Annotated in this window: 25 protein-coding genes; 16 read left to right on the top strand and 9 right to left on the bottom strand. The window is 46.9% G+C overall.

The features are described 5' to 3' along the window. Positions 1 to 45: 45 nt before the first annotated feature. Positions 46 to 2676 (top strand): valine--tRNA ligase, encoded by a 2631-nt coding sequence (locus tag HRU69_09680; protein QOI97745.1) that lies wholly within the window; start codon positions 46 to 48, stop codon positions 2674 to 2676. 5 nt (positions 2677 to 2681) lie between these two features. Here HRU69_09680 and HRU69_09675 read toward each other — a convergent pair whose 3' ends face one another. Genes HRU69_09675 through HRU69_09665 form a run of 3 tightly spaced genes read right to left on the bottom strand, consistent with a single transcriptional unit; the run spans position 2682 to position 5893 of the window. Continuing rightward, the gene (locus tag HRU69_09675) at positions 2682 to 3905 is read right to left on the bottom strand and encodes an alanine dehydrogenase (GenBank protein ID QOI97744.1); all 1224 of its coding nucleotides are present in this window, start codon (positions 3903 to 3905) and stop codon (positions 2682 to 2684) included. Beyond that, a complete protein-coding gene (gene tsaE / locus HRU69_09670) occupies positions 3877 to 4341 on the bottom strand; it encodes a tRNA (adenosine(37)-N6)-threonylcarbamoyltransferase complex ATPase subunit type 1 TsaE (GenBank protein ID QOI97743.1) in 465 nt (154 codons plus the stop codon). The genes HRU69_09675 and tsaE overlap by 29 nt, the downstream gene beginning before the upstream one ends. Then, positions 4328 to 5893 (bottom strand): PglZ domain-containing protein, encoded by a 1566-nt coding sequence (locus HRU69_09665; GenBank protein QOI98881.1) that lies wholly within the window; start codon positions 5891 to 5893, stop codon positions 4328 to 4330. Before HRU69_09665 ends, tsaE begins: the two co-directional genes overlap by 14 nt. Before the next feature lie 51 nt (positions 5894 to 5944). Between HRU69_09665 and HRU69_09660 the strand changes: the two genes are divergently transcribed. From HRU69_09660 to HRU69_09635, 6 genes are all read left to right on the top strand, one after another. Then, positions 5945 to 7171 carry an HD domain-containing protein gene (locus HRU69_09660; GenBank protein ID QOI97742.1) on the top strand — a complete coding sequence of 409 codons (1227 nt, stop codon included), beginning with the start codon at positions 5945 to 5947 and terminating at the stop codon, positions 7169 to 7171. A gap of 71 nt (positions 7172 to 7242) precedes the next feature. After that, positions 7243 to 8322, top strand: coding sequence for a UDP-3-O-(3-hydroxymyristoyl)glucosamine N-acyltransferase (gene lpxD, locus HRU69_09655; protein QOI97741.1), 1080 nt, complete (start codon positions 7243 to 7245; stop codon positions 8320 to 8322). Between the two features lie 77 nt (positions 8323 to 8399). Then, positions 8400 to 9794, top strand: coding sequence for a bifunctional UDP-3-O-[3-hydroxymyristoyl] N-acetylglucosamine deacetylase/3-hydroxyacyl-ACP dehydratase (locus HRU69_09650; protein ID QOI98880.1), 1395 nt, complete (start codon positions 8400 to 8402; stop codon positions 9792 to 9794). Further along, positions 9791 to 10579, top strand: a complete 789-nt coding sequence (gene lpxA / locus HRU69_09645; GenBank protein QOI97740.1) for an acyl-ACP--UDP-N-acetylglucosamine O-acyltransferase — start codon at positions 9791 to 9793, stop codon at positions 10577 to 10579. Before HRU69_09650 ends, lpxA begins: the two co-directional genes overlap by 4 nt. Beyond that, positions 10563 to 11234, top strand: coding sequence for an ABC transporter ATP-binding protein (locus HRU69_09640; protein ID QOI97739.1), 672 nt, complete (start codon positions 10563 to 10565; stop codon positions 11232 to 11234). Before lpxA ends, HRU69_09640 begins: the two co-directional genes overlap by 17 nt. Positions 11235 to 11364: 130 nt before the next feature. Continuing rightward, positions 11365 to 11874, top strand: coding sequence for a hypothetical protein (locus tag HRU69_09635; protein ID QOI97738.1), 510 nt, complete (start codon positions 11365 to 11367; stop codon positions 11872 to 11874). Between the two features lie 35 nt (positions 11875 to 11909). Here the strand turns inward: HRU69_09635 and HRU69_09630 are convergent, their stop codons facing one another. Both HRU69_09630 and HRU69_09625 read right to left on the bottom strand, forming a co-directional pair. Continuing rightward, positions 11910 to 14285: an endonuclease MutS2 gene (locus HRU69_09630; protein QOI97737.1), complete on the bottom strand. Its 2376-nt coding sequence runs from the start codon at positions 14283 to 14285 to the stop codon at positions 11910 to 11912. After that, positions 14269 to 14652: a DUF4296 domain-containing protein gene (locus HRU69_09625; GenBank protein QOI97736.1), complete on the bottom strand. Its 384-nt coding sequence runs from the start codon at positions 14650 to 14652 to the stop codon at positions 14269 to 14271. Before HRU69_09625 ends, HRU69_09630 begins: the two co-directional genes overlap by 17 nt. Positions 14653 to 14694: 42 nt before the next feature. Between HRU69_09625 and HRU69_09620 the strand changes: the two genes are divergently transcribed. From HRU69_09620 to HRU69_09610, 3 genes are read left to right on the top strand one after another with little or no spacing between them, the layout of a single operon-like run. Further along, entirely contained in the window at positions 14695 to 15573 is an 879-nt protein-coding gene (locus HRU69_09620; protein QOI97735.1) for a DUF58 domain-containing protein, read from the top strand. Between the two features lie 10 nt (positions 15574 to 15583). Further along, positions 15584 to 16483, top strand: a complete 900-nt coding sequence (locus tag HRU69_09615) for a hypothetical protein (GenBank protein QOI97734.1) — start codon at positions 15584 to 15586, stop codon at positions 16481 to 16483. Between the two features lies 1 nt (position 16484). After that, positions 16485 to 17525 carry a VWA domain-containing protein gene (locus HRU69_09610; protein ID QOI98879.1) on the top strand — a complete coding sequence of 347 codons (1041 nt, stop codon included), beginning with the start codon at positions 16485 to 16487 and terminating at the stop codon, positions 17523 to 17525. A gap of 1 nt (position 17526) precedes the next feature. On the opposite strand, the gene HRU69_09605 is transcribed toward HRU69_09610, so the two are convergent. After that, positions 17527 to 18159, bottom strand: a complete 633-nt coding sequence (locus tag HRU69_09605; GenBank protein ID QOI97733.1) for a LysE family transporter — start codon at positions 18157 to 18159, stop codon at positions 17527 to 17529. Continuing rightward, positions 18143 to 19699, bottom strand: a complete 1557-nt coding sequence (locus HRU69_09600) for a GH3 auxin-responsive promoter family protein (protein ID QOI97732.1) — start codon at positions 19697 to 19699, stop codon at positions 18143 to 18145. Before HRU69_09600 ends, HRU69_09605 begins: the two co-directional genes overlap by 17 nt. A 46-nt stretch (positions 19700 to 19745) precedes the next feature. On the opposite strand from HRU69_09600, the gene HRU69_09595 reads away from it, so the two are divergent. Both HRU69_09595 and HRU69_09590 read left to right on the top strand, forming a co-directional pair. After that, the gene (locus HRU69_09595) at positions 19746 to 20414 is read left to right on the top strand and encodes a YggS family pyridoxal phosphate-dependent enzyme (protein QOI97731.1); all 669 of its coding nucleotides are present in this window, start codon (positions 19746 to 19748) and stop codon (positions 20412 to 20414) included. Continuing rightward, positions 20411 to 20800: a DUF423 domain-containing protein gene (locus HRU69_09590; GenBank protein QOI97730.1), complete on the top strand. Its 390-nt coding sequence runs from the start codon at positions 20411 to 20413 to the stop codon at positions 20798 to 20800. Before HRU69_09595 ends, HRU69_09590 begins: the two co-directional genes overlap by 4 nt. 33 nt (positions 20801 to 20833) lie before the next feature. On the opposite strand, the gene HRU69_09585 is transcribed toward HRU69_09590, so the two are convergent. Then, entirely contained in the window at positions 20834 to 21232 is a 399-nt protein-coding gene (locus HRU69_09585; protein QOI97729.1) for a DUF1573 domain-containing protein, read from the bottom strand. 113 nt (positions 21233 to 21345) lie between these two features. Between HRU69_09585 and HRU69_09580 the strand changes: the two genes are divergently transcribed. The 4 genes from HRU69_09580 (at position 21346) to coaD (ending at position 24106) form a co-directional block, all read left to right on the top strand. After that, complete coding sequence (locus tag HRU69_09580) at positions 21346 to 21822, top strand: NUDIX hydrolase (GenBank protein ID QOI97728.1); 477 nt, start codon at positions 21346 to 21348, stop codon at positions 21820 to 21822. Between the two features lie 72 nt (positions 21823 to 21894). After that, the gene (locus HRU69_09575; GenBank protein ID QOI97727.1) at positions 21895 to 22707 is read left to right on the top strand and encodes a hypothetical protein; all 813 of its coding nucleotides are present in this window, start codon (positions 21895 to 21897) and stop codon (positions 22705 to 22707) included. 1 nt (position 22708) lies between these two features. Further along, a complete protein-coding gene (locus tag HRU69_09570) occupies positions 22709 to 23602 on the top strand; it encodes a DUF3822 family protein (protein QOI97726.1) in 894 nt (297 codons plus the stop codon). 48 nt (positions 23603 to 23650) lie between these two features. Beyond that, the gene (gene coaD / locus HRU69_09565; GenBank protein QOI97725.1) at positions 23651 to 24106 is read left to right on the top strand and encodes a pantetheine-phosphate adenylyltransferase; all 456 of its coding nucleotides are present in this window, start codon (positions 23651 to 23653) and stop codon (positions 24104 to 24106) included. Here coaD and HRU69_09560 read toward each other — a convergent pair. Next, positions 24103 to 24786: an NUDIX domain-containing protein gene (locus tag HRU69_09560; protein ID QOI97724.1), complete on the bottom strand. Its 684-nt coding sequence runs from the start codon at positions 24784 to 24786 to the stop codon at positions 24103 to 24105. The genes coaD and HRU69_09560 overlap by 4 nt on opposite strands. Positions 24787 to 24808 lie beyond the last annotated feature (22 nt).

Below are 24808 nucleotides of genomic sequence, written 5' to 3'. Positions count from 1 at the left end.
CAGTTGACGCTTTTGCTTAATTTTGCCCCTCATTCTTGTTTTTGTATGGCCTTATCGACTAAATATAACCCTGCCGATGTTGAAGGAAAGTGGTACCAGCAGTGGATGGACAAGGGTTTTTTCAGTGCATCCGTCAACCCGCAAAAGGAGCCCTATTGCATTGTAATTCCTCCGCCCAATGTTACCGGTGTACTGCACATGGGCCACATGCTTAACAACACCATACAGGATGTGCTCATCCGCAGGGCCCGTATGCAGGGAAAGGAAGCCTGCTGGGTACCCGGCACCGACCACGCCTCCATTGCTACAGAAGCACGGGTGGTGGCCATGCTGCGTGAAAAGGGAATCAAGAAATCAGACCTCACCCGCGAACAATTTCTTAAGTATGCGTGGGAGTGGAAAGAAAAATACGGAGGCATCATTCTGGAACAACTTAAAAAGCTGGGTGCTTCGTGCGACTGGAACCGTACGAAGTTTACCATGGATGCCGATTATTACGATGCTGTGATTGATGTATTTATCGATCTGTACCGGAAAGGCTACATCTACCGCGGGCTGCGGATGATTAACTGGGACCCGGTTGGTAAAACCGCTCTCTCGGATGACGAGGTGAATTATAAAGATGTGCAGTCAAAACTGTATTACATCAACTACCCCATTGAAGGCACTAACGACTTCGTCACCATCGCCACAGTACGGCCCGAAACCATTATGGCCGATACAGCCATTTGTATTAACCCGAACGATGAACGATACAAACACCTGAAAGGAAAGCGTGCCCTCATACCGTTGATTAACCGATCTATCCCGATCATCGAAGATGAGTACGTAACCATGGAGTTCGGTACGGGCTGCCTGAAAGTAACCCCTGCGCACGATTTGAATGATTACGAGTTAGGCAAAAAGCACAACCTCGATCTCATCGACATCCTGAACGATGATGGCACCCTGAATGAAAAAGCGCAGATACTCATAGGCGAAGATCGATTTATTGCCCGTAAAAAAATTGCCAAACTGCTCGAAGAAGGCAATTACCTGAGCAAGGTGGAAGACTACAAAAGCAACGTAGGCTTTTCGGAGCGCACCGATGCCGTAATTGAGCCGCGCCTTTCGCTGCAGTGGTTTGTAAAAATGAAGGCCATTACCAAACCGGCACTCGATAACGTGATGAACGACACCATCCGGCTGATACCGCCAAAATTTAAAAACACCTACAGCCACTGGATGGAAGACGTGCGCGACTGGTGCATTTCGCGCCAGCTCTGGTGGGGGCACCGCATTCCGGCCTGGTATGCGCCTGACGGTACCTTTGCTGTTGCCAAAACCCGCCAGGAAGCCTACGAGCAACTGAGTCTGAAAAATCCTACCCTGCATGAAGAGTCGCTGAAGCAGGATGAGGATGTACTCGATACGTGGTTCTCAAGCTGGCTCTGGCCGATAGCTGTTTTTGATTGCTCAGTATTTAAAGATGGCAACAAGGGTAACAAGGATTTAAACTACTTCTATCCTACCAACGACCTGGTTACTGCGCCCGAAATTCTCTTCTTCTGGGTGGCCCGTATGATCATAGCCGGCTATGAATACCGGAGCGAAATGCCCTTTAAAAATGTGTACCTCACCGGCATTGTACGCGACAAGCAGGGCCGCAAAATGTCGAAGTCCTTGGGCAATTCGCCCGACCCGCTTGAACTGATGGCCAGGTATGGTGCCGATGGCGTGCGCACCGGTATGCTGTTCAGTTCTCCGGCCGGTAACGACTTACTTTTTGATGAGAAACTGTGCGAACAGGGCCGCAACTTTGCCAATAAAATCTGGAACGCCTTCCGGCTGGTGAAGGGCTGGAGTACACACCCTGCACCACAGCCTGCCGAAAACCAAACGGCCTGTGCCTGGTTTGAAAGCCGGCTCAACCAGGCGTTGCAGGAACTGGATGACCATTTTGAAAAATTCCGCATCTCGGATGCGCTGATGACGGTGTATAAACTCACCTGGGAAGATTTCTGTTCGTGGTACCTCGAAATGGTAAAGCCGGGGTTCAACCAACCTATCGATCAGGTTACGTACGATAAAACCGTTTCGTTTTTCGAAAGCGCTCTGAAAATGCTGCACCCGTTTATGCCTTTTATTACTGAAGAACTGTGGCACGAGTTGCGTAACCGCGGTGAGCGCGAGTACCTGATTGTTTCAAACTGGCCGAAGGTTAAGCCGTATGACTCATCGGTTTTAAAAGAAGCAGCCTTTGCGTTTGACGTGATTGCCGAAATACGCAACACCCGCAACTCCAAAAACCTGTCGCCAAAGGAGCCACTGAAAATTCAGGTGAAAAATAATACAGCCTTGCAGAGCAGTGCTTTTTTAGGCGTAATAAAAAAACTGGGCAACCTGAGCGATGTAAGTTTTGGCCAGCCGGCTGTGCCCGGAGGAATCAATTTTGTTATTCAGTCAACCGAATTTTCAATACCGCTGAACGGCAAAGTTGATGCCGAGGCGCAGCGCGTGGCGTTACAGAAAGAAATAGACTACCAGCGTGGATTTTTGAATGCTGTGAACAGCAAACTCAGCAACGAACGGTTTATGAGCAGCGCCCCTCCTCAGGTAATTGAAATGGAGAAAAAGAAAAAAGCCGATGCCGAGGCGAAAATCAAGGCGCTTGAGAAAACGTTGAGTGAACTTTGAACGTTCTAAAACCGCGCGGCCAGCAGCAGCTCAATGTTTTTGTACTTCATACCAAACTTGCGGCCCACCGCCTCGTTGGTCAGGCTGCCCTTGTAGGTGTAAACGCCTTTCATAAACCATTTGCTGGAGAAAATCATCTGCTCTACCCCGCCTTCTTCGGCTGCCCGTAAAATGGTGGGCGTAAAAATATTGCTGAGGGCCGTTGCAGCAGTGTGCGCTACCCGCGAGGCCACATTGGGTACGCAGTAATGAATCACATCGTACTTTCTGAACACCGGCTTCTTTAGCGTAGTAATTTCCGAGGTCTCCACACAACCGCCCTGATCGATACTCAAATCAATAATCAGTGAATCAGGTTTCATTTTGCTTACCATCTCCTCCGAAACTACAATGCGTGCCCTGCCCTTTTCGGCCCGCAGTGCGCCAATTACCACATCAGCTGTTTTTAGCGACTCGCTCAGCGTAAGCGTATCAATGGTGGAGGTGTACACCTGCTGGCCCAATAAATGTTTAATGCGCCTGAGTTTATACAGGTGGTTATCGAAAATCTGAACATCAGCGCCCATACCCAGGGCGGCCCGGGCTGAATACTCGGCCACCGTTCCTGCCCCGATAATCACAACCTTGGTAGGCGGTACTCCGGTAATGCCGCCAAGAATAACGCCTTTGCCGTTGTTGGCAGTGCTTAAATACTCGGCTGCGATGAGCATCACCGAGCTGCCGGCAATTTCGCTCATGGCCCGGATGATGGGCATGCCGCCCACTTTATCTTCAATAAATTCAAAAGCCAGGGCGGTAACTTTCTTTTTAAGCAATGCTTGTATGTATTCCGGCTGCAGGTGCCCTAATTGAATGGCCGATATCAGCGTTTGGCCCGGCCGCATATATTCTGTTTCCTCGAGTGTGGGTGGCTCAATTTTCAGAATAACATCGGCTTTATAAACTTCCTGGGGGGAGTAAACAATGGTTGCCCCTGCTTCGCTGTACTGCTGATCGGAAAACTTGGAGCCGGCACCGGCCTTTGTTTCCACCCACACCTGGTGGCCGTTATTTACCAGAATGGCCACCGCATCGGGTGTTAACGTAATCCGATTTTCCTGCAGGGATATTTCGCGTGGAAGCCCAAGAAAGAAGGTACCCTTCTTTTTCTTTACCGCAAGCATCTGTTCCTGGGTGGCCAGGCCTGCCTGGGCCAGTGTTTCAAATCCGCTCTTTTTTTTCTCCGCCATGAATTGAAAATTCCAGTTGTCGTTGGTTATCCGGCTGCACGGCAATCCTTATGTTAACATAGCGATCCGGCAGTAACGAGGTAATCCGGTCGGGCCATTCTATAAAACAGTAATCGCCCGAATCAAAATATTCCTCTACGCCTAGTTCTGCTGCCTCGGCTTCCGATGCAATCCGATAAAAATCGAAATGCAAAAAACGCGTTCCATCTTTCAGTTCATACTCGTTAACAATCGAAAACGTGGGACTGCTCATCACACTTACTACGCCAAGCACGTTACCCATGGCTTTGATAAATGTTGTTTTACCTGTACCCAACTCACCGGTAAAGGTAAAAACACGCCACTCTCTGGCAGCCTGCAACACCGCTTTGGCAACCCGGTCTAAATCAGCCAATTTTATATTTCTGAAAACCAGCGTCTTTTCAACCGGCCGCATTTTTCGAATTTAAGAAAATAATAGGGATTATCATCTCTTCCAAGCTTACCCCGCCATGCTGGAAGGTGTCTTTATAAAAATTAACATAGTAGTTATAGTTATTGGGGTACGCAAAGAATTGATCTTCGATGGCAAAAACATACGAGGTAGAGACATTTACCTTCGGTAGGTAAAGGCGTTCGGGTTTGGCGGCATGCATAATCTTATCGCCTTCAAAGCCCAGGTTTTTACCCTGTTTATAACGGAGGTTTGAATTAACGCTCCGATCGCCCACAATTTTAAAAGGGCGCTTCACCCGGATGGTGCCGTGGTCGGTGGTGATGATTATCCGGGCCGGCTTAGCGGCAATTTCCTTCATAATGTCGAGCAGGGGCGAATGGATAAACCATGATTTGGTGATGGAACGGTAAGCCGATTCATCGGGTGCGAGCTCTCGTATCATGGCCATGTCGGTACGGGCATGCGAGAGCATGTCAACGAAATTGTAAACGATAACATTCAGATCATTTTGAAACAAATTGTTTACTGAATCAGCCAGCGCCTTACCCTCTTCGAGAATTTTGATTTTGTGGTAGGAGTACCGGATGTTCAGGTTATTCTTGCGCAATTGTTTTTCGAGGAACTCGTCTTCAAAATTATTCTTTCCTTCTTCTTCGTCTTCGCCCACCCAAATTTCCGGGTGACTCTTGGCCATCTCGGCCGGCAGCATACCGGAAAAGATGGCATTACGCGAGTAGGCGGTGGTAGTGGGCAATATAGAATAGTAGGTTGCCTCGTTAGTAATTGTAAAATGCTCAGCAACCACCGGCTCAATCATTCTCCACTGGTCAAGCCTGAGGTTATCAATCAGGATTACGAAGACCGGCTTACCCTTGCCAATTTCCGGGAAAACCTTTCGCTTCATCAGCTGGTGCGACAGCAACGGCTTATCGGCATTGGGGTCGTTCAGCCATTTTTCATAATTCCTGATCACAAATTTGGCAAAGCCGGCATTGGCTTCGGTTTTTTGTGACTCAAGCACTTCGGCCATGTCGCGGTTATCGTCCTGGTCAAGCTGCAGTTCCCAGTGCACCAGTTTTTTATAAATCTCGGCCCAGGCCTCGTGGTTCATGTCGTCCAGCAACTCCATACTGATTTTTCGGAACTCCTGCTGATAAGAGAGGTTGGCCTTTTCAATCACCAGCCGCTTGTTGTCTAGAATTTTTTTAACCGACAGTAATATCTGGCTAGGGTTAAGCGGCTTGATGAGGTAATCTGCAATCTTGGACCCGATGGCCTCTTCCATAATTTGTTCTTCTTCATTCTTTGTAATCATCACTACCGGAAGATTGGGTTTACTTGCCTTGATCTGGCTGAGAGCCTCCAAACCGGAAAGTCCGGGCATATGCTCATCCAGAAAAACCACATCAAAGTGTTTTGTTTCACACAACTCCACCGCATCCGAACCGTTATTGACCGGGGTAATGTCATACCCGCGCTGTTCCATGAACAGGATGTGCGGCTTTAACAAATCAATCTCATCATCAGCCCACAAAATGCTGTATCTTTGCATCATACAAATATTTGCCCGAAGTTACTCATCTGTTACCTTGATTCGAAATCCTTGAACAAGAAGAAGATCATTAACGACCCGGTGTACGGGTTTATCCGGATTCGAAGCGAATTGGTGTACGATATTATCGAACATCCGTGGTTTCAGCGCCTTCGCCATATTAAACAACTGGGCCTTACCGACCTGGTGTACCCTGGTGCGCAACACACCCGCTTTCAGCATGCCCTGGGTGCGCTGCACCTGATGGGACGCGTACTTGACACGCTCCGGCTTAAAGGTGTTTCTGTTTCCGATGATGAATTCGAAGCCGCTTCAATTGCTGTTTTGTTACACGATATCGGCCACGGCCCGCTGTCGCACGCCCTCGAAGAGAGCCTGCTGCCCGGTATAAAGCACGAGAGTATTTCCTACCTGTTCATGAACGAGTTGAACAGACAATTTAATGGTGCGCTTGATCTGAGCCTGAAAATCTTCAGAAACAGTTACAAACGTAAATTCTTTAACCAGCTTGTTTCGAGCCAGCTGGATATTGACCGGCTGGATTACCTGAACCGCGATTGCTTCTTTACCGGAGTACCCGAAGGCACCATTGGCGTTGACCGGATTGTGGAGGTACTGGGTGTACATAAAGATCAACTGGTAGTGGAAGAGAAAGGTATTTACAGCATCGAAAACTTATTAAATGCACGCAGGCTGATGTACTGGCAGGTGTACCTGCATAAAACCACACTAAGTGCCGAGCGGATGGTGGTGAACCTGATAAGGCGGGCGCGCAACCTGGTGCAGGCAGGCGAAAAGGTAACGTGCAGCGAAGCGTTGATGCACTTTTTAAAAAATACCGCCAGCGTAGAGTCGTTTAAAGAGAACAAATCAACACTTGCCTTATACGGCCAACTGGACGACCTGGATATATGGGGTGCCATTAAACTGTGGCAAAACTCTTCTGACTTAATTTTAAAAACGCTGTCACAAATGCTGATGCAGCGAAAACTTTTTCAGATCGTACTGGGCAACGAGCCCATTCGGAAATCACAACTTGCCGCTGTTCGCGAAGGTATTGTGAGCCGGTATCAAGTATACCGGTCGGATGCGCCCTACCTGTTTTCTACGGGCCTGGTGAGCAACGAAGCCTATACCGAAGGGCAGAAAATAAATGTACTGATGCGGTCGGGCGAATTGCTGGACATTGCTCAGGCATCCGATTTACCGAGCATCAAGGCCATCAGTAAAATCGTTAAAAAAAACTACCTCTGCTGGCCTAAAAATGTATCTTTGTAAGATGGGCTTCGGTGCGTTACCAGGGGTTGCACCGGGTTGAGCTAAGCCTGTAATACTCCTGGCAAATCCTTATGGAATTTACAGTTGAACAGATTGCCGCCATGCTGGGCGGTACCATACAAGGCGATGGTAAAGGCCGCATTACTATGCTGGCTAAAATTCAGGATGCCAAAGCCGGACAGGTTGCTTTTCTGTCGAACCCCAAGTACGAAAACTACATCTACACCACGGGGGCAACCGCAGTCATTGTCAGTAAACAATTTACCCCGCGCAAACCGATTACAACCACACTTATCCAGGTCGATGATCCGTATATCAGTTTTACTGTTTTACTGGAGGAATACCACAAACTGATTAGTTTTCAGAAATCGGGAATTGAAGAACCAAGCTATATCGGCAAAGATTCACAAACCGGCAAAGCCATTTACCGGGGGGCGTTCTCGTATATCGGCAACAATGTAAGGGTTGGTGACAACGTTAAGATTTATCCCCATGTATTTGTTGGCGATAATGTACAAATCGGAAACAACGTAATCTTACACCCAAATGTGAAACTCTATGCCGGCACGCGCATTGGCAATAATTGCGTAATTCATTCGGGCACGGTTATCGGAAGCGATGGGTTTGGTTTTGCACCGCAAGCCGATGGATCATACAAAACCATTCCGCAACTGGGCAACGTGGTAATTGAAGATGACGTGGTGATTGGTGCTAACACAGTAATTGATTGCGCCACCTTGTTTGGCGATTCAACCGTTATCCGCAAAGGCGTTAAACTAGACAACCTCATCCAGATTGCCCACAATGTTGAAATCGGCAAGAACACCGTTATTGCCGCGCAGGCGGGAATATCCGGCTCTACCAAAGTAGGCGAAAACAATATGATAGCCGGCCAGGTGGGCATTGCCGGCCATCTGGTTATTGCCAATAACACCCACATTGGTGCCCAGTCCGGCATCTCAAAATCCATTAAAGAAGAAGGCCAGCGCATACTGGGCTATCCGGCATTCGATATAAAAGAGTATTTCAGGGCTTACACGGTATTTAAAAAATTACCGAGCATCAGCTACCGGCTTAAACAACTTGAAGATCGCATTTACGGCAACAGCCAGGAGCAGGAGTCGCGCACCGTATCTGAATCAGCCGGATAACGCGAACCGGGCCCAATAATTAAGTTTGGAATATCGGTGGGTTAAAGGTTAAATTTGCCCACTTTTTGCCTATTATGTTGAATATCAAGCAGCAAACCATTCATAAATCGGTTACGCTTTCGGGTGTTGGCCTGCATACCGGTGCCAAAACCAATATGACGTTCGTACCGGCCAAGCCAAATCACGGCATCAAATTTCAGCGGGTTGACCTGCCGGGGGCACCGTTTATCAATGCCGATTGCGATAACGTGGTGGATGTTTCGCGGGGAACAACAATCGAACAAAGCGGTGCACGCGTAAGCACCATTGAACATACGTTGGCAGCACTTGTAGGCCTTGAAATTGATAATGTAATAATTCAACTGGACGGCCCGGAATGCCCGATCATGGATGGCAGTTCTATTCAGTTTATCGACATACTGAAAGAAGCTGGAACAGAGGAACAGAATGCCATCCGTGATTTCTTCGAAGTACAGGAGCCCGTTTTCTATCGTGAAGCCGCACGCAATGTAGAAATTGCCGCACTGCCGCTGGACGACTACCGGGTTACCGTAATGATCGACTACAACTCACCCGTATTGGGCAGCCAGCATGCTTCACTGAACGACATTCGGCAGTTCGAAAAGGAAATTGCCAGTTGCCGAACATTTTGCTTTTTACACGAATTGGAAATGCTTTACAAAAACAACCTGATCCGAGGAGGTGATTTAAATAATGCAATTGTTATTGTCGATCGGGTTGTTAAAGATGACGAACTCGATAACATTGCCAAAATGCTCAACAAACCCAAAGTTGAGGTAAGGCACGAAGGTATTTTAAACAATGTTGACCTCCGTTATAAAAATGAACCGGCACGCCACAAACTGCTCGATGTAGTGGGCGATTTGGCCCTGGCGGGGCGTCCGCTTAAAGCGCAGGTGCTGGCCGCGCGGCCGGGCCATGCCGCCAATGTTGCCTTTGCAAAAAAACTGAAGAAAGCCATGTCGGAGGCCGACAAGGTGGGAAGACCAAAGTACAACCCCAACCTTCCTCCGGTAATGGATATCAACAAGATAGCACAAATCCTTCCACACCGGTATCCGTTCCTCCTTATTGATAAAATCATCTACCTCGACAACGAAAGCGTGGCCGGTGTGAAAAATGTTACCATGAACGAGCATTTTTTCCTGGGTCACTTTCCGGGCAACCCGGTATTTCCGGGAGTTCTTCAGGTTGAAGCCATGGCGCAAATTGGCGGCATACTCGTTTTGAATACCGTGCCCGACCCGGAAAACTATTGGACCTACTTTTTAGGGATTGAGAATTTCCGTTTCAGAAAAATGGTTTTGCCAGGAGATACCATGGTAATTCAATGTGATTTGGTAGCGCCCATCAAGCGCGGTATTGCTAAAATGTACGGTCGTGCATTTGTTGGAAACACACTGGTGTGTGAGGGCACAATGACAGCAAGTATTGTACGCAAAGACGCATGAGCCACCACCCGCTAGCCAACGTTCACCCCGAAGCCAAAATCGGCAACAATGTAACCATTGAAGCATTTGCCACCATCCAGCGCGATGTAGTAATTGATGACGGATGCTGGATTGGCCCGAACGCTATCCTGTGGGATGGTGCCCGCCTTGGCAAAAATGTTAAAGTCTATCCGGGGGCATCTGTCTCATCTATCCCCCAGGATCTGAAGTTTGCAGGAGAAAAAACCGAAACCCATATTGGCGATAATACCGTTATCCGGGAGTATGTTACCATCAGCCGGGGCACCACCGATAAAATGAAAACCGTTATCGGAAAAAACTGCCTGCTCATGGCGTATGTTCATGTAGCCCACGATTGCATTATCGGTAATCATTGCATCCTGGTTAACTCCGTTCAGGTTGCCGGCCACGTTACCATTGACGACTGGGCGATAATTGGCGGAGCAAGTGCCTTGCACCAGTTTGTAAAAGTGGGTGCGCACGTAATGGTTTCCGGTGGATCGCTTGTGCGAAAGGATGTTCCGCCTTACACCAAGGCTGCACGCGAACCATTGGCTTATGCCGGTGTAAACTCCGTTGGACTTCGCAGGCGGGGTTTCTCCTCTGAAAAAATTTCTGAGATTCAGGAGATTTATCGTTACATATTCCTGAAAGGCCTCAACAACCTGAAAGCACTTGATGTAGTGAGGCAATCCGTTCCGGAAAGCACAGAGCGTGACTACATCATTAACTTTATTCAAAGTTCTGAACGCGGTATCATGAAAGGCTATGGCGCAGCCGATTGATACACAACTGAACTCCAATGCCCAACTAACCATACGGGCAACTAACCTGGGAAAAAAATTTACGACCGGCTGGCTTTTCAGAAATTTTAACTACACGTTCATTTCCGGTAATATTTATGCCGTAACCGGCCCCAATGGCTCAGGTAAATCCACCTTGTTGCAGATGCTGTGGGGACAACTACCTTCAACCGAAGGAACCATAGCGTATGAAACTGATAAAAAAATCCTTGAACTGGATACGCTATTTAATAAGGTGGCTATTGCAGCACCGTACATGGATTTGATTGATGAATTTACACTGGCCGAAATGGTTGACTTCCATTTCAGATTAAAATCAGTATGGCCGGGTTATTCGGCTCAGCAAGTGATAAGAGCGATGTACCTTGAAGAAGCTGCAGCAAAACCCATCGGCAATTTTTCATCCGGCATGAAGCAACGCCTGAAACTGGGGCTGGCTTTCTATACCGATGCTCCGGTTATTTTTCTGGATGAACCGGGTACCAACCTGGATGACCAGGCTTTTCAATGGTACCTTGACCTGCTTAAAAAACAGGCGGCAAACAGGGTTGTACTTATTGCTTCCAACAACAAAAAAGAATATCCTGAAAACACACAGATGATTTCCATAATGGACTATAAATCAGTAAACTGCTAATTACACTGCAATTCTAAGGTTACATCCAGCGTTCTGGCGTCATAAACGCCTGAATTCGACCTTGAAGGACTCTTCTTGTTTGATTTTATGCAGAAGAAATCGCAACTTGTATCTTCAAAAACACGTAAAAATGAGCCATTTTATTAAACCACTTCTCTCTCTTGCAATTCTTATTGTTACCGTAATAGCATTCACGCATTGTAACGATGACGGGCCTAACAAAGCACCGGAACAAATACAACTTGATAAACTGAAGAAAACCTGGACAATAGTAACTTCCGGAGGGGCAACACTTGACGCGACCGACCGTACCGCAGATTTTTCAGGTTTCACCCTGACTATTGGCGGCACATTTAATTCGAGCAACCCCAAAGGCCCTTATACGTTCTCAGTTAGCGGTACCAGGCCTACCCCCAGCCCCTGGCCGGCAAGCGGTAACTGGTTTTTCGGGGGTGATCCCGAATCGCAGCTAATACGTGATGAAAATAACAGCGGCACACAAGACAGCGGTGACCTCTCCATGACGTATTTTATAGACTCCACCGGCAAACTGAATCTTACCTTTACCTGCACCAGTTGCAATTATGCCGGCAGCCGGGTAAGCCTGGTGAACGGTACCTGGAATTTTATACTTCAATAAATTTACTCCTGCCGCCTAAAGTGGCAGAAGTGTTTTTATTTAAGCACCACCACCGTAACCCCCGCACCACCCCGATCAACATGTTCGTCTGCAAAAGACTCAATATGGTTGCTTTTTTTTAATTCATTACGCACCACCGCACGCAATACTCCCTCGCCTTTACCATGGAGGATTTTTAATTCGCGGTAACCCAGCAACACTGCGGTATCCAAAAATTCCTCCAGTACCCGTATTACCTCTTCAGCCCGTTTGCCACGAACATCCAGCAAAGGGTTAAATGTTGCCTGCTTCTCATAAAGTTTTAACCCACCTGTTGCCGGTTTGCCCGATTCGGACGAAACATTCTTTAACGATTTCCGACCTGCCTTCTGAAGTTTAACTATCGGTACCTTCGACTTCAATTCACCAAACTGAACCATGGCATGTTTGCCTTTAATTGACAGCACCGTGCCTGCACCCTCCTGCCCGATAATTGAAACCATATCGCCCGGCTTAATTATTATCAAAGGAGCTGATGATAGCTGGCTGCTATCACGGCCAACTTTTTTTTCTAACTGCTGAAGATTCTTTCGAACTCTAACAGTCTCGCTGCGCTGGGCCTGGTTTTCGCGAATGTGCCGGATGGTTTTCTCAATTTCACGGTTGGTTTGCTGCAATAACGCAGCCGCCTCCTGCTTTGCCCGGTCCAGTATATCCTTTTTGCGCTGTTCAAGATTGGCGTGTAAGTCTTTGTATTTACTGATGGACTCTTCCAGTTGTTCTTGTTGCACGGTAAGTTGCTTTAGTTTTTCTGCCAACTCCTGCTTTTCTTTCTCTATGTTTCGAACGATCTGATCGAAACCCAGTAAATCGTTGCCTACTAATTGTCCGGCCCTTTCCAGCACCTCTTCGGGCAAACCGGTTTTACGGGCAACCTCCAATGCAAACGAACTGCCCGGCTTACCAATATCAAGAATGAACAGCGGAGTCAGATTTTGTTCATCAAACCGCATAGCCCCGTTACGGATGCCGGGATGATTACCCGCAAATAATTTCAGGTTATAATAATGCGTGGTTGCCACCGCCCACACCTTTTTACTCAGCAGCGTTTCAAGCACAGCTTCAGCAATAGCGCCTCCGAAATTCGGATCAGTACCGGAACCCAGTTCATCAAGCAAAACAAGCGACTGCGGTCCGGAGTGTTTGATAAAAAACGCCAGGTTCTTCAGGTGGCTGCTGTAAGTACTCAAGTCATTTTCAATCGATTGCTGATCGCCAATATCAATAAACATATCGTTAAAAATACCAGCCGTTGAATCGGCCGATACCGGAATCAGCAAGCCGCATTGAAGCATGTATTGCAATAACCCAACGGTTTTCAGGCACACCGATTTACCTCCGGCATTGGGCCCGCTGATGAGCAGCATGCGGTCTGCATCAGTAAGGTTAATAGTAAGCGGTACTACGCTGCGTTTGCCTGCCAACGTAAACTGAAGCAGCGGATGCCGCGCTTCCATCCACTGCAGTATGGGTTCATCCTTTACAACGGGTAACACAGCATCAATGGCAATAGAAAATTTTGCACGGGCCCGTGTAAAATCAATGTAACCAAGAAACCGGTAAGCGTTGTTAAGTTCATCCATGCGACTGCGCAGTTCACTGGTCAGGCTTTTTAAAATACGGATCACCTCACGCTGGGCGGCATGCTCCAGGTCGCGGATTTCATTGTTTGCTTCAATGGCCTCTACCGGCTCAATGTACACCGTTTGTCCGGTGGCCGATTCATCAAGGATGTACCCCTTCAATTTTCGTTTGTACTCTGCCAATACGGGTATGGTCAACCTGCCTTGCCGGATGGCGGGAAGCCCGCCTTCAGGCACCCACTGCTCGGCAACCGCCAACCGGTACGCTTTTTCAATTTGTGTGCGCAGCCTGGTCCGTGCCTCACGAAGAAGTTTACGGGTATTCTTCAACTCATCCGAAGCCGAATCTTTTACCTGGCCTTCATCATCAATAGTGCGGTTAATCTCCGTTATGATTCCCGGATCAACAATAACGGGTAAGGCTAGATTAAACAAGGCCGGAAAATCATCTTTTTGCTTGTGTAAATAAGCAATACACGCTACAATGGTTTCGAGCGATTGTTTGATTCGCAGAAAATCGGCCGGCTCAAGCCAGGCACCGTCAACGGCAGCGGTTGCCAGCAGCGAAGTCGGATCAAAGTAATGATTTGAAGGAAAGTCATCGCAACGGTCAAGCAATTGCCTGAATTCCCAATTTTCCTTCAGCATCCGGCTAATAGGCACCGATGATGCCAGAAAAGTCATTGCATCTACGGCCGAAGTGCCGAGTGTGCATAAGCAGTGGGCCTTTAGCTTTTCCCGGATTTGATCGAACCCGAGTTTCCGTTCAATGTCACCGGGGTGCAGCATCGGGTACGGGCATTCGGTGTTCCCTGAAACTCAATGAATCAATCAAAGCACCATAAATGCGTTCAAGCACCTGGGGGTGGGCCATGTAGTATTCCATAGACGTTTTAAAAACAGAGTCGGGCACATTTAGCCGGTTGAGTATCCGCTGACGGATAACGGGAGAAATCCGGGTTACCGAATCATACGGAATATAAGCCCGGCTGATTTTTTCTTCGTCCAGGTAAATTTCCATCAATACCTTAACCATCGCCTGCTCATTAAGCACACCGGGGGGCTGCTTTGGTTTACAGGCAGACAGGCCCAGCACAAATAACAGGGCTATCCGCCAAGCGGAGGGTAAACTAAATTCACCGGACATCCGAAACATCCCGCAAAGTACATACAAATCTATATTTTTGCGGGCACCGGTATGAAGGCTTTACTGAAGAAACTGCGCAAGTACGAAATACGGATTCGCAAGGCCATAAACAGCCAGATGCAGGGCGATTTCCGGTCGGTGTTTAAAGGCACCGGGTTGGAGTTTGACGATGTACGCCCCTACCAGTATGGCGATGACATCCGTACCATCGATTGGAACGTATCAGCCAAAGGACACGGCACGTTTGTTAAAACATTTCGTGAAGAAAAAGAACAAACGGTATTCTTCGTTCTTGATGTGAGTGCATCACAGGAAATTGGAGCCGAGGGTAAAACCAAAATAGATATTGGCCGAGAAATTTGCGGAGTGCTGGCACTTTCGGCCGTAAAAGAATCCAGCCATGTCGGGTTAATTTGTTTTTCGGACCAACGTGAATTGTATATCAAACCAAGTAAAGGCACAGCACAAGCCTACCAGATTATTCACGGCCTGGTTAATCTTCATCCGCGGTCCTTACAAACCAACCTGACACGGGCTTTGTTGTTTGCACTGAATACCATTAAGCGAAGGAGTGTGGTTATTCTGATTTCGGATTTTATTGACGAAGGCTATAAGCACAACCTGAAGGCACTGGCCCGCAAGCACGACCTGGTGATGATTCACATCAGCGATAAACGCGAAACACGGTTGCCCAAACTGGGCATTGTGCCCGTGCTTGATAAAGAAAGCCGGAAAACCCTTTGGGTGAATACATCCTTTGGCGATTTCCGCCAGAAAATCAGCAGGCAGTTAGCCGAACGGATTGCCGCCCTGGAGTCCTTCAGCAGGAAACATCAGATCAATTTTATTTCAATTGATACCGATGAAGATTACGTGCCTAAACTGCTGAAGTTATTTAAAGTAAGAAACCGAACAGTAAAAACTACGTAATCGCATGGTGATGTTGAGGCGCTTACTGTTTTTAACGTTGGCATTAACCAAATACCTTGCATTAGCACAGCCAGTAAAGGTTAATAGCGGATTTTACCAGGACAGCATAGCCATCGGCCAGCCGGTTAATTATTTTCTAACCGCCCGCTACCCGGAAAATCTTAACGTGCTGTTTCCTGATTCAACCTTTTCGTTTACACCTTTCGAATACGTTTCGAAGAAGTACTTCCCAACACAAACCACCAACGGCACCAGCTACGACAGTGTGGTATATACCCTTCGAACATTTGAACTGGATGCCGTACAGCAACTGGCCCTGCCTGTATTTGTACCCCGTGGTACCGACAGCCTGCGCTTTGAAAGCATACCCGACAGCATTCGCCTGATTAGCCAGGTAAAGGTATTGCCACCCGATACCATTCCGCTTCCACAGCTTCCGCTCAAAACAGATACCGAGTATCAGTTAGTAGAATTTCTATTTAACTACCCGGTAGTTGTTATTGGTTCTATCTCCTTAGTGATTATAGCCGCGTTAACCTGGTTCATTTTTGGCAAGCGGATAAAGAAATATTTTTACATCAGACGTTTACAAAAGGATTACGCAGCGTTTTCACAAACCTTTACGGGCTACCTCACGGAAATCAGCAGGCAATTCGATCCGCAACTGGCTGAACGGGCGTTGGCCTTGTGGAAAAAATACCTGGAAAAACTGGAGCAGAAACCCTATACCAAACTTACCACACGTGAAATGCTTTTACTTGAGACCGACAGCGCTTTAGGCCCCGCGTTAAAAGCCCTCGATGGCGCCATCTACGGCCACCAAACAAGCATTGATAAACCGATGGAACAACTGGGTAAAATGGCAGAACAGCGGTTCCTTAAAAAATTAAACGATGTAAAACATGGATAACATGGACACCACCCTGCCCTGGTATTCGCTGTATTGGTTCTTGCCATCCACACTAAAAGCATTTACCTGGAATAATCCGGAAATTTTATATGCGCTTGCAGGGCTTCCCCTGTTGTTTCTTATGCGCTGGTTATGGCAATTAAAAACCTCGCAAAAGTTGCCGGTAGCGTTAACACAAAAAGATCTCAAAAATTCGGCCCTCAACTTAATCCGGCTGCTGCCCGGCCTGTTGCTTATCCTTTGCCTGGCGCTTTTGCTGGTTGCCCTGGCCCGCCCACAAAAAACCAATGAAAAAGTAGAGCAATGGACGGAAGGAATTGACATTATGCTGGCTATCGACATTTCCCGCTCGATGGAGATTGCCGACTTTACGCCCAACCGGCTGGATGCCGCCAAAAAAGTGGCTACTGAATTTATTGATGGCCGCCTGCAGGACCGAATCGGCATTGTGGTGTTCTCGGGGGATGCCTTTTCGCTGGCTCCGCTTACCACCGATTACAGCATGCTCAAGTCGCTGATTAATGAAATGACCTTTAGCATGATTGAGTCGCGCGGTACGGCCATTGGCAGCGCACTGGCCGTGGTTACCAACCGCATGCGCGAATCGGATTCGAAATCAAAAGTGTGCATCCTGTTAAGCGATGGTGACAGCAATGCCGGCAACATTGATCCCTTAACGGCAGCCGAACTGGCAGCAGCTTTTGGTATTAAAATCTATACCATCGTTATCGGTAAAGAAGGCATGGTGCCCTTCGGTAAAGATTTTTTTGGCAGACCTAACATGATTGAAAATAATGTTGACGAAACCACCATGCGTAAAATTGCCGAAATCGGTAACGGAGAATTTTACCGGGTTCTGGATAACCGGGCGCTTGAACGGGTATTTAGCCAGATCGATAAATTAGAAAAAGCAGAAATAAAAGAAACACGGTTTAAGGACACCGCAGATTATTATACAATCTATCTGACCTGGGCAATTGTACTGCTGCTGGCCTGGTTGTTTACCAAACTTACCTTTATCAGCAACGTGCTGCATGACTAAATCACAGGGTGCTGACATTTTCGGCAAACAAAACTAAACGGCCTCCAAAAATTACCAGCACGATACCCAACACGATGTTAAGCAACCGGATAAACCGGGGAGTTAATATCCTGCGCAACTTATCAGCCAGTTTGGCTTTCAATACATCGGTTATAAAAACTGTGCCGATAATAGCGCCAAAAAAAGTAAGCGCTTTGGCCGGTGTGGTGTAACCCAGTTCGCTGGTGGCCAGCCCAACCGTGCCCACCCAGAATACCAGCACCATCGGGCTTAGCCCGTTAATAAAAAAGCCTTTCGCCATCAGGCGGAGCGGATTTTGTTCACGTATATGCTCAACCTGAAACCCGCTGAGTTTACGGCTCTTAATAAGCAGGTAATAGAGGCCGAGACAAAAAAGCACAAGGCCACCGCCATAAGCCAGATAAACCTGTGTTCGAGGATCGTGAAATACCTGCGATATGCCGAGGTAGGCGATAGCAATATAAACCGTATCGCTCAACGCCACACCGGCTGCCACCAGCACCCCGCTGCCAAAACCTCGTTCAACACTGGTTTGAAGAATGGTGAAGAACACCGGCCCGATAAGAAAGGCCAGGATTATTCCTGAAACAATGCCCTTAATAACTATTTCCATGCCGGTGGTTTTGAATAAACTGCTGCCACTCCTGTAGTTGTGTGGCCTTCATCACCCGCGGAAATTTATTTTGCCCTCCAACTTTTCCCTTCGATTCCATCCAATCGTAAAAGGTTTTAACCGGAAGAACCTCTACTTTAATTTCTTTGAGCGCAGCACTTCGTTCAACGGCATAATCATCGTTTAACTCCTTCAGGCGTTCATCCAGCTTTTGCCTGAACAGGTGCGCGTCAATGGGTTGATAGGAGCCGATAAACCAATGGTGTGCAAATAACGAATCGTGCGGTACACCGGCTACCGTAAACTCAGGCACTTCAACATTCAGTTCGTTCGAAACTATTTCAATAGCCCGGTTCATATTTTCAACCGACAAGTGTTCACCGCATAAACTCAAAAAATGCCTGGTGCGACCGGTAATTACAATCTCGGATTCGTCCACTGACACAAATTTGATTACATCGCCAATCAGGTAACGCCAGGCCCCTGCACAGGTGGAGAGCAACAGTGCATATTCTTTTCCTTCCTCAACCTGGTCAATCATAACAGCCTGTGCATTTGGTTTAATCTCACCAGTCGCGTCAAAATGCTGATCATCAAACGGCACAAATTCATAAAAGATGCCATTGTTCAGTACGAGGCGCATTGACCTGCGGTTAGGATAGGCCTGAAAAGCAATGAAGCCTTCGGACGCCAGGTAAGTTTCGATGTAGTGTACAGGCCTGCCAAGCAATTTTTCAAAGCTCTTCCGGTACGGGTCAAATGAAACGCCACCGTGCACATACACCTGCATATTGGGCCACACCTCGTGTATATGGCTGAGTTTATGGTAGGCGATGATTTTCTCCATCATAATCTGCAGCCAGGCCGGCACACCAACAATTATCCCGATATCCCACTCGGGTGCTTTGCGGGCGATTTCATTCAATTTTGATTCCCAGTTGCGGTTTCGGGCTATCTTCTTACCGGGTTTGTAAAAATGCTGAAACCAAAACGGCAGTTTGGCCGCCTGGATACCGCTCAGGTCGCCTTCGAAGTAATTGCCTACTTTGTGCAGGTGGGTACTGCCGCCCAGCATCAGAATACCGGACGTGAAAAATGCGCTCGGTAAATCATATTTAGAAAGAGTAAGGATCTGCCGGATGCTCGTCTTTTGAATAGCCTTTGTCATATCCTTCGTTACCGGGATGTGCTTGGAGGTAGCTTCGCTGGTGCCTGAACTTAATGCAAAGTACTTTACCCGACCAGGCCAGCAAATGTTCTTTTTCCCTTCAATTGTGTACTTCCACCACTCGTTGTAAATCTTGTTATAATCGTGAACGGGCACCTCAGAACTATACAGTTTATAAAAATCGGCTTGTCCTTTTCGAAAAGCGCTCAGAATATCGTTAAACCGGTAATGCTTGCCGAATTCCGTCTGACTGGCGGTTATCAGCAACTCTTTTAATTCACGTTTCTGTAAATCGAACGGAGCGGTGTACTCCTGCTCCATCATCTCCCGCAGCCGTATTCCTTTTTTAAGCAAGTTTCCGATAATTGCCATGTGGTGCCGCAGTTTTTTTGTTTTTTAGCGGTGCTAAAAATACGCAATGAGTGATAAAAATAACATCCGGGAATTACAGGCTACACTGCCAGCAAACGTAAAACTTATTGCGGTAAGCAAAACGCATCCACCTGACCGTGTGCTGGAGGTTTACCGGCTTGGTCAGCGTTGTTTTGGCGAAAATAAAGTGCAGGAGTTGGTGCCAAAATACCAGGCCTTGCCCAAAGACATTGAATGGCACATGATTGGCCATTTACAAACCAATAAAGTAAAATATATCGCCCCGTTTGTAAGCCTCATCCACTCGGTTGACAGCCTGAAGTTGCTGCAGGAAATTAACAAGCAGGCTGAACGCTGCAACCGCATTATACCGGTATTGCTGCAAATTCATATTGCCAGCGAAGAAACCAAGTTTGGACTCTCAGCGGACGAAGCAGAAGGTCTAATTAAGGATTTCAACATAAAAAATCTTAACCATATTAAAATTACCGGGTTAATGGGGATGGCTACTTATACGGACGACACTTCAACAATCCGAAAGGAGTTTAGCGGCTTAAAAACACTATTCGAGAAATTTAAAGCGTATACCTTGTCGGGTCGCATTGAAATGACTGAGCTATCCATGGGCATGAGCCATGATTTCCGCATTGCCCTTGAAGAAGGAAGCACAATGGTTCGGATTGGTTCTGCTATCTTTGGGGCCAGAGAGGCATGAGTAAACACACTTCCATCAAAACTGCGGCCTTGTCTGGCGCACTCGCGGTTGCACTGGGAGCTTTTGGCGCCCACGCCCTGAAGCCTATGCTGCTGGAAACCGGCCGACTCGATACCTTTGAACTGGCCGTCCGCTATCAGTTTTATCATACCCTGGCCTTGCTCTTTACCGGCATCGCACAATCTCTATATCAATCGGCTTACCTGCGTCTTTCGGCAATTGGTTTTACTTCGGGCATCCTGTTGTTCAGTGGCAGCCTGTACGCGCTTTGCTTTACCGGGCATACATGGATTGCGTTTATCACTCCGTTTGGCGGTACTCTCCTTATTGGCGGGTGGCTTCTGCTGTTAACCGGAGTATTGAAATCAAAAAGCCATTCCGGCTAAGGAATGGCTCTGGGCTATTGTATTCCACTTTATTTATTGGGGATTTTTGGGCAACACGTTTGTGGTGAAATTGATAACCACATCGTTAACAGCATTTGAAATTACGGGCAACGATTTTGACTGAATGCCCATGCGGCCGGCACTGTTAAAGCCCACTTTAATTTCACCTTTGCCACCCGGCATCACCGGTTCTTTAGTCCATTGCGGGGTAGTACAGCCGCAACTGGCCTGCACATTGGTAATAATCAGGGGCTCATTACCGGTATTGGTAAATTTAAATACGTGCTCAACAATTTCGCCTTGCTGAATATCGCCAAAATCATGGGCCGTCTTCTCCAGGGTAAGCACTGGTCCTTTAGCCTTTTGGGCATCCTGGGCAAATACCGGGTAGGCCAGTATAGCCATCAATAAAAGAATCAGAAAGTTTTTCATACGCTTATTTTTAACAAATTTACCGATATCAACAACAATTAAGCCACAGGCGTTCATAAAATTTAACCTGATAGGCAACATCCATAAGTCTGGTTGCAAACTGGTAACCCAAAATGAAACAGGATATCGAAGAAAAATTTGGAAACCGGGTACGTGTACGCGTATGTGGCTTATGCTGGGACGATGACCGGCTGCTGATGGTTAACCACCAGGGGTTACATGCCAATAATTTTTGGTCGCCACCAGGCGGGGGTGTTGAATTCGGGCAATCTGCTACCGATGCCCTGATGCGCGAAATCGGAGAAGAAACAGGCCTGACCGTACGGGTAGCACACCTGCAATTCGCGTGTGAGTATGTTCATCATCCCCTGCATGCGGTTGAATTATTTTTTTTTACCCCTAAAACCGGGGGCTCGTTAGTCAAGGGAAGCGATCCGGAAATGGAAGCCGGTACACAAATTATAAAGGAGGTTAAATTTTTATCATGGCCTGAAATTGAAGCCATTCCGCCTTCTGAAAAACACGGAATTTTTAGTTTTTGCCGGCAGGCCGATGACCTGAAAAAATTGACCGGATTTTTCAGAATTTAAAGCCGCAAACCCGGTTTTGCCTTGTTTTTTACCTTGTAAAATACCTATACTTGTGGCCTTAAACCTTCGAAAATGAACCTGACCAAGATTGTTGCCATTGTTTTGTTTATCGCCTCGCTTGCACTGGCCTACTACCTCTACAACAGTATTGCCACCACCATTGAAGTAACCGAAAACATCAAAGCCACCGAGCAGCAAATCATCGACAAACTGTCGGTAATCCGTGAGGCTCAAAAGGTGTTTCTTGAACAAAACAGGCGGTATACCAGCAATTGGGATTCATTAATTAATTTCATTGAAACGGCTGAGGTTCCCATTCTGCAGCGAAGAGAAATTATTAAAGAAGGTAGTTATGGGGTTGACTGTGTAAAAGTTTTTGTGGATACCCTTGGCTTTATCTCGGCAAAGGATAAGATTTTTAAGAAGACCTATTCAGTCAATGCTGCTGATAATGGTACCTTTTTAGGTTATGCGGTTAATGTTGGCGATTTTGTGGTGAAAGGTAAAAAGTCATATTCACTGCGCAGAGATGGCAGCGACCGGGTTGAAGAGTATAGCTTTCTGGAGAAAGGTACTGTATCTTCTTTGGCTCCGGTTAAATCGGGTGATCGGGTTACCAAAGGACAAAACCTGATCAGTTTCTGGGATTACCAGCTTAATCCGAATGTAGATATAAAAAACCTGGGTAAAGTACCCGGCTCGGATAAAATGTTCGATATTTTTACAGGGACTATTGACCGGAGCGGCATAAAAGTCTGGGTAATTGAAGTGAAGGATCCGGCCCCCATCAACCCCGACCGGAAAGAAACCAACGAAGCCAAAAACCGGAAGCCCCTGCGCTTCGGTTCAAGAACCGATGTAACTACGGCCGGAAACTGGGAGTAACTTGCAAACCAGCACTGCTCAATATAAGCTGATAAAAAAAATAAAGGATGAACGTTTTGATGAAGAAAACATTCATCTATACCACCTGCTGATCAATATCGGCAGCCGTGATTTCCAGACACTCATTGTTGAGCATACTGATAACCGTGCGCTTTACCTGGAAGACTATGTGCTTCCTTCCGTAGGTTCTCCCTCCGACCTGCTGGCTGTTCTTGATAACCTGTTCGATAGTCATGCCTTGCTGCAGGCGGGCTTCTGGAAGTCAATAACCATTGCATTTAAAAACCAAAAATTTGTCCAGGTGCCCCAGGCGTTGTTCGTTGATACATCCTTGAGCGAGTATCTTCGATTTAACGCCAAACCGGATACGGATACCGAGGAATTGCTGTATGCAGTGCTTCCACAAAGCCAGGCTGTAACCGTATTTGCCGTACCAAAAAATTTAAAAGGATGGCTCGAATCAGTTTACGCCAACAATAAACCCGTTTACACACATCAATCAGCTGCGTTAATTGAGGCCACCCTGCATCATGCAAAAAAACGGCAGGATAACCCGCTTTACATTTATGTTGACCGGTTTAAACTGCACATTCTTTCCGTGCAGGATAATGCGCTCCGGTTCTACAACCAATTTGCCATTCAGAATTTTTCTGATTATGTGAAGTATATTATGCTGGTAATGAAACTGCTGGGTATGGACCAGAAAACCAGCGAAGTGCTGCTGTGGGGCTACATTGGCAAAAACTCACCACACTATCACGAATTTTATAAATACATTAATAACGTTACCTATGGCGGGCGTCCTGATTTTCTTCGCTTTGGATACCTTTTTGATGAAATTCAGGATCAGCACTTTCTGGATTTATATGGCATTTACCTGTGCCGTCAGGGTTGATAATGCCATGCTATTTGCCAATCTTTATACTGCCACAACCTCCGCACCATGAAACGTATCGCGCTGTTTCCGGGTTCTTTTGATCCATTTACGAAAGGCCATGAAGATATTGTACTCCGGGGCCTGAAACTTTTTGATGAAATTATTATTGCCATCGGATACAACAGCGGAAAAAGTGTGCGATATTTTGCAATTGCTGAAATGGTGGAGCATATAAAAAAAACATTCAACGCCTATCCGAATATTTCGGTGCACACCTACGCTGAGTTAACAGCCGAGTTCGCCCGAAAACATAATGCCAGGTACCTGCTGCGCGGCTTGCGAAACACCACCGACTTTGAATACGAAAACAGCATTTCGCAAATTAACAGGCAGTTATTTCAGCAACTGGAGTCTGTATTTTTAATCACCTCACCCGAATTTGCGTGGATCAGTTCATCCATCATCCGCGAAGTACATAAGTATGGCGGTGATATTTCCGGATTTTTGCCTTATAAACTTTAAACTGCCTTTAATTCGGCCAGTTCATAGTACCGCTCAAACACGTAGCGGATGGATTTATAAGAGTGCTCAAGCGCATGATAAACTTCCTTGGGGTTCATCCAGCGGAGTTCTTCAATATCTTCCTGGCCGGCCGGCTTCATTTTGGAATCATCCGTTAAATCCATTACGTACCACCGGGTTTTCTTCAGCATGGCTTTGCGATTCATGGTATAGGTGTGCCAGGTGGTGCATATTTTAGGCCCGATTTTTACGGTGATGTTACATTCTTCCTCCACCTCGCGCACGGCAGTTTGTTTATACTTTTCACCCTTCTCCTTCTTGCCTTTGGGTAAATCCCATTTCTTCATGCGGTAAATCATCAGGAATTTATCCTTTTTCCTTACCAGCCCCCCTGCGGCTTTAATAATGCTGAACTTGTTACGAAGGTAGTTTTTAACCCGTGCGTAATCGGTTACCGAAATATGCAGCGATGATAAACCAAACGGTACTTTAGCATTTAAGAAAGTAAATAACAGATCAAGCTCAACTTCCTTTACATTTTTAACCCAAACATGATGATTTAGTTTGGCCTGGGTAATCAGTTCTTTGGAGGCGTCAATGCTATGGGTGAAATGACCAGCATACGGAGTTTCATCAACCTTGTAAATCCTTACGGGTATGTCGTTGACGAATAAAATCATGCTGGCAGTTAATAACAGGTGT

This window comes from Flammeovirgaceae bacterium, from assembly GCA_015180985.1.
Classification (GTDB): domain Bacteria; phylum Bacteroidota; class Bacteroidia; order Cytophagales; family Cyclobacteriaceae; genus UBA2336.
Note: the sequence above shows the minus strand (reverse complement) of the source record. Positions and strands in the feature narration are given on the sequence as shown.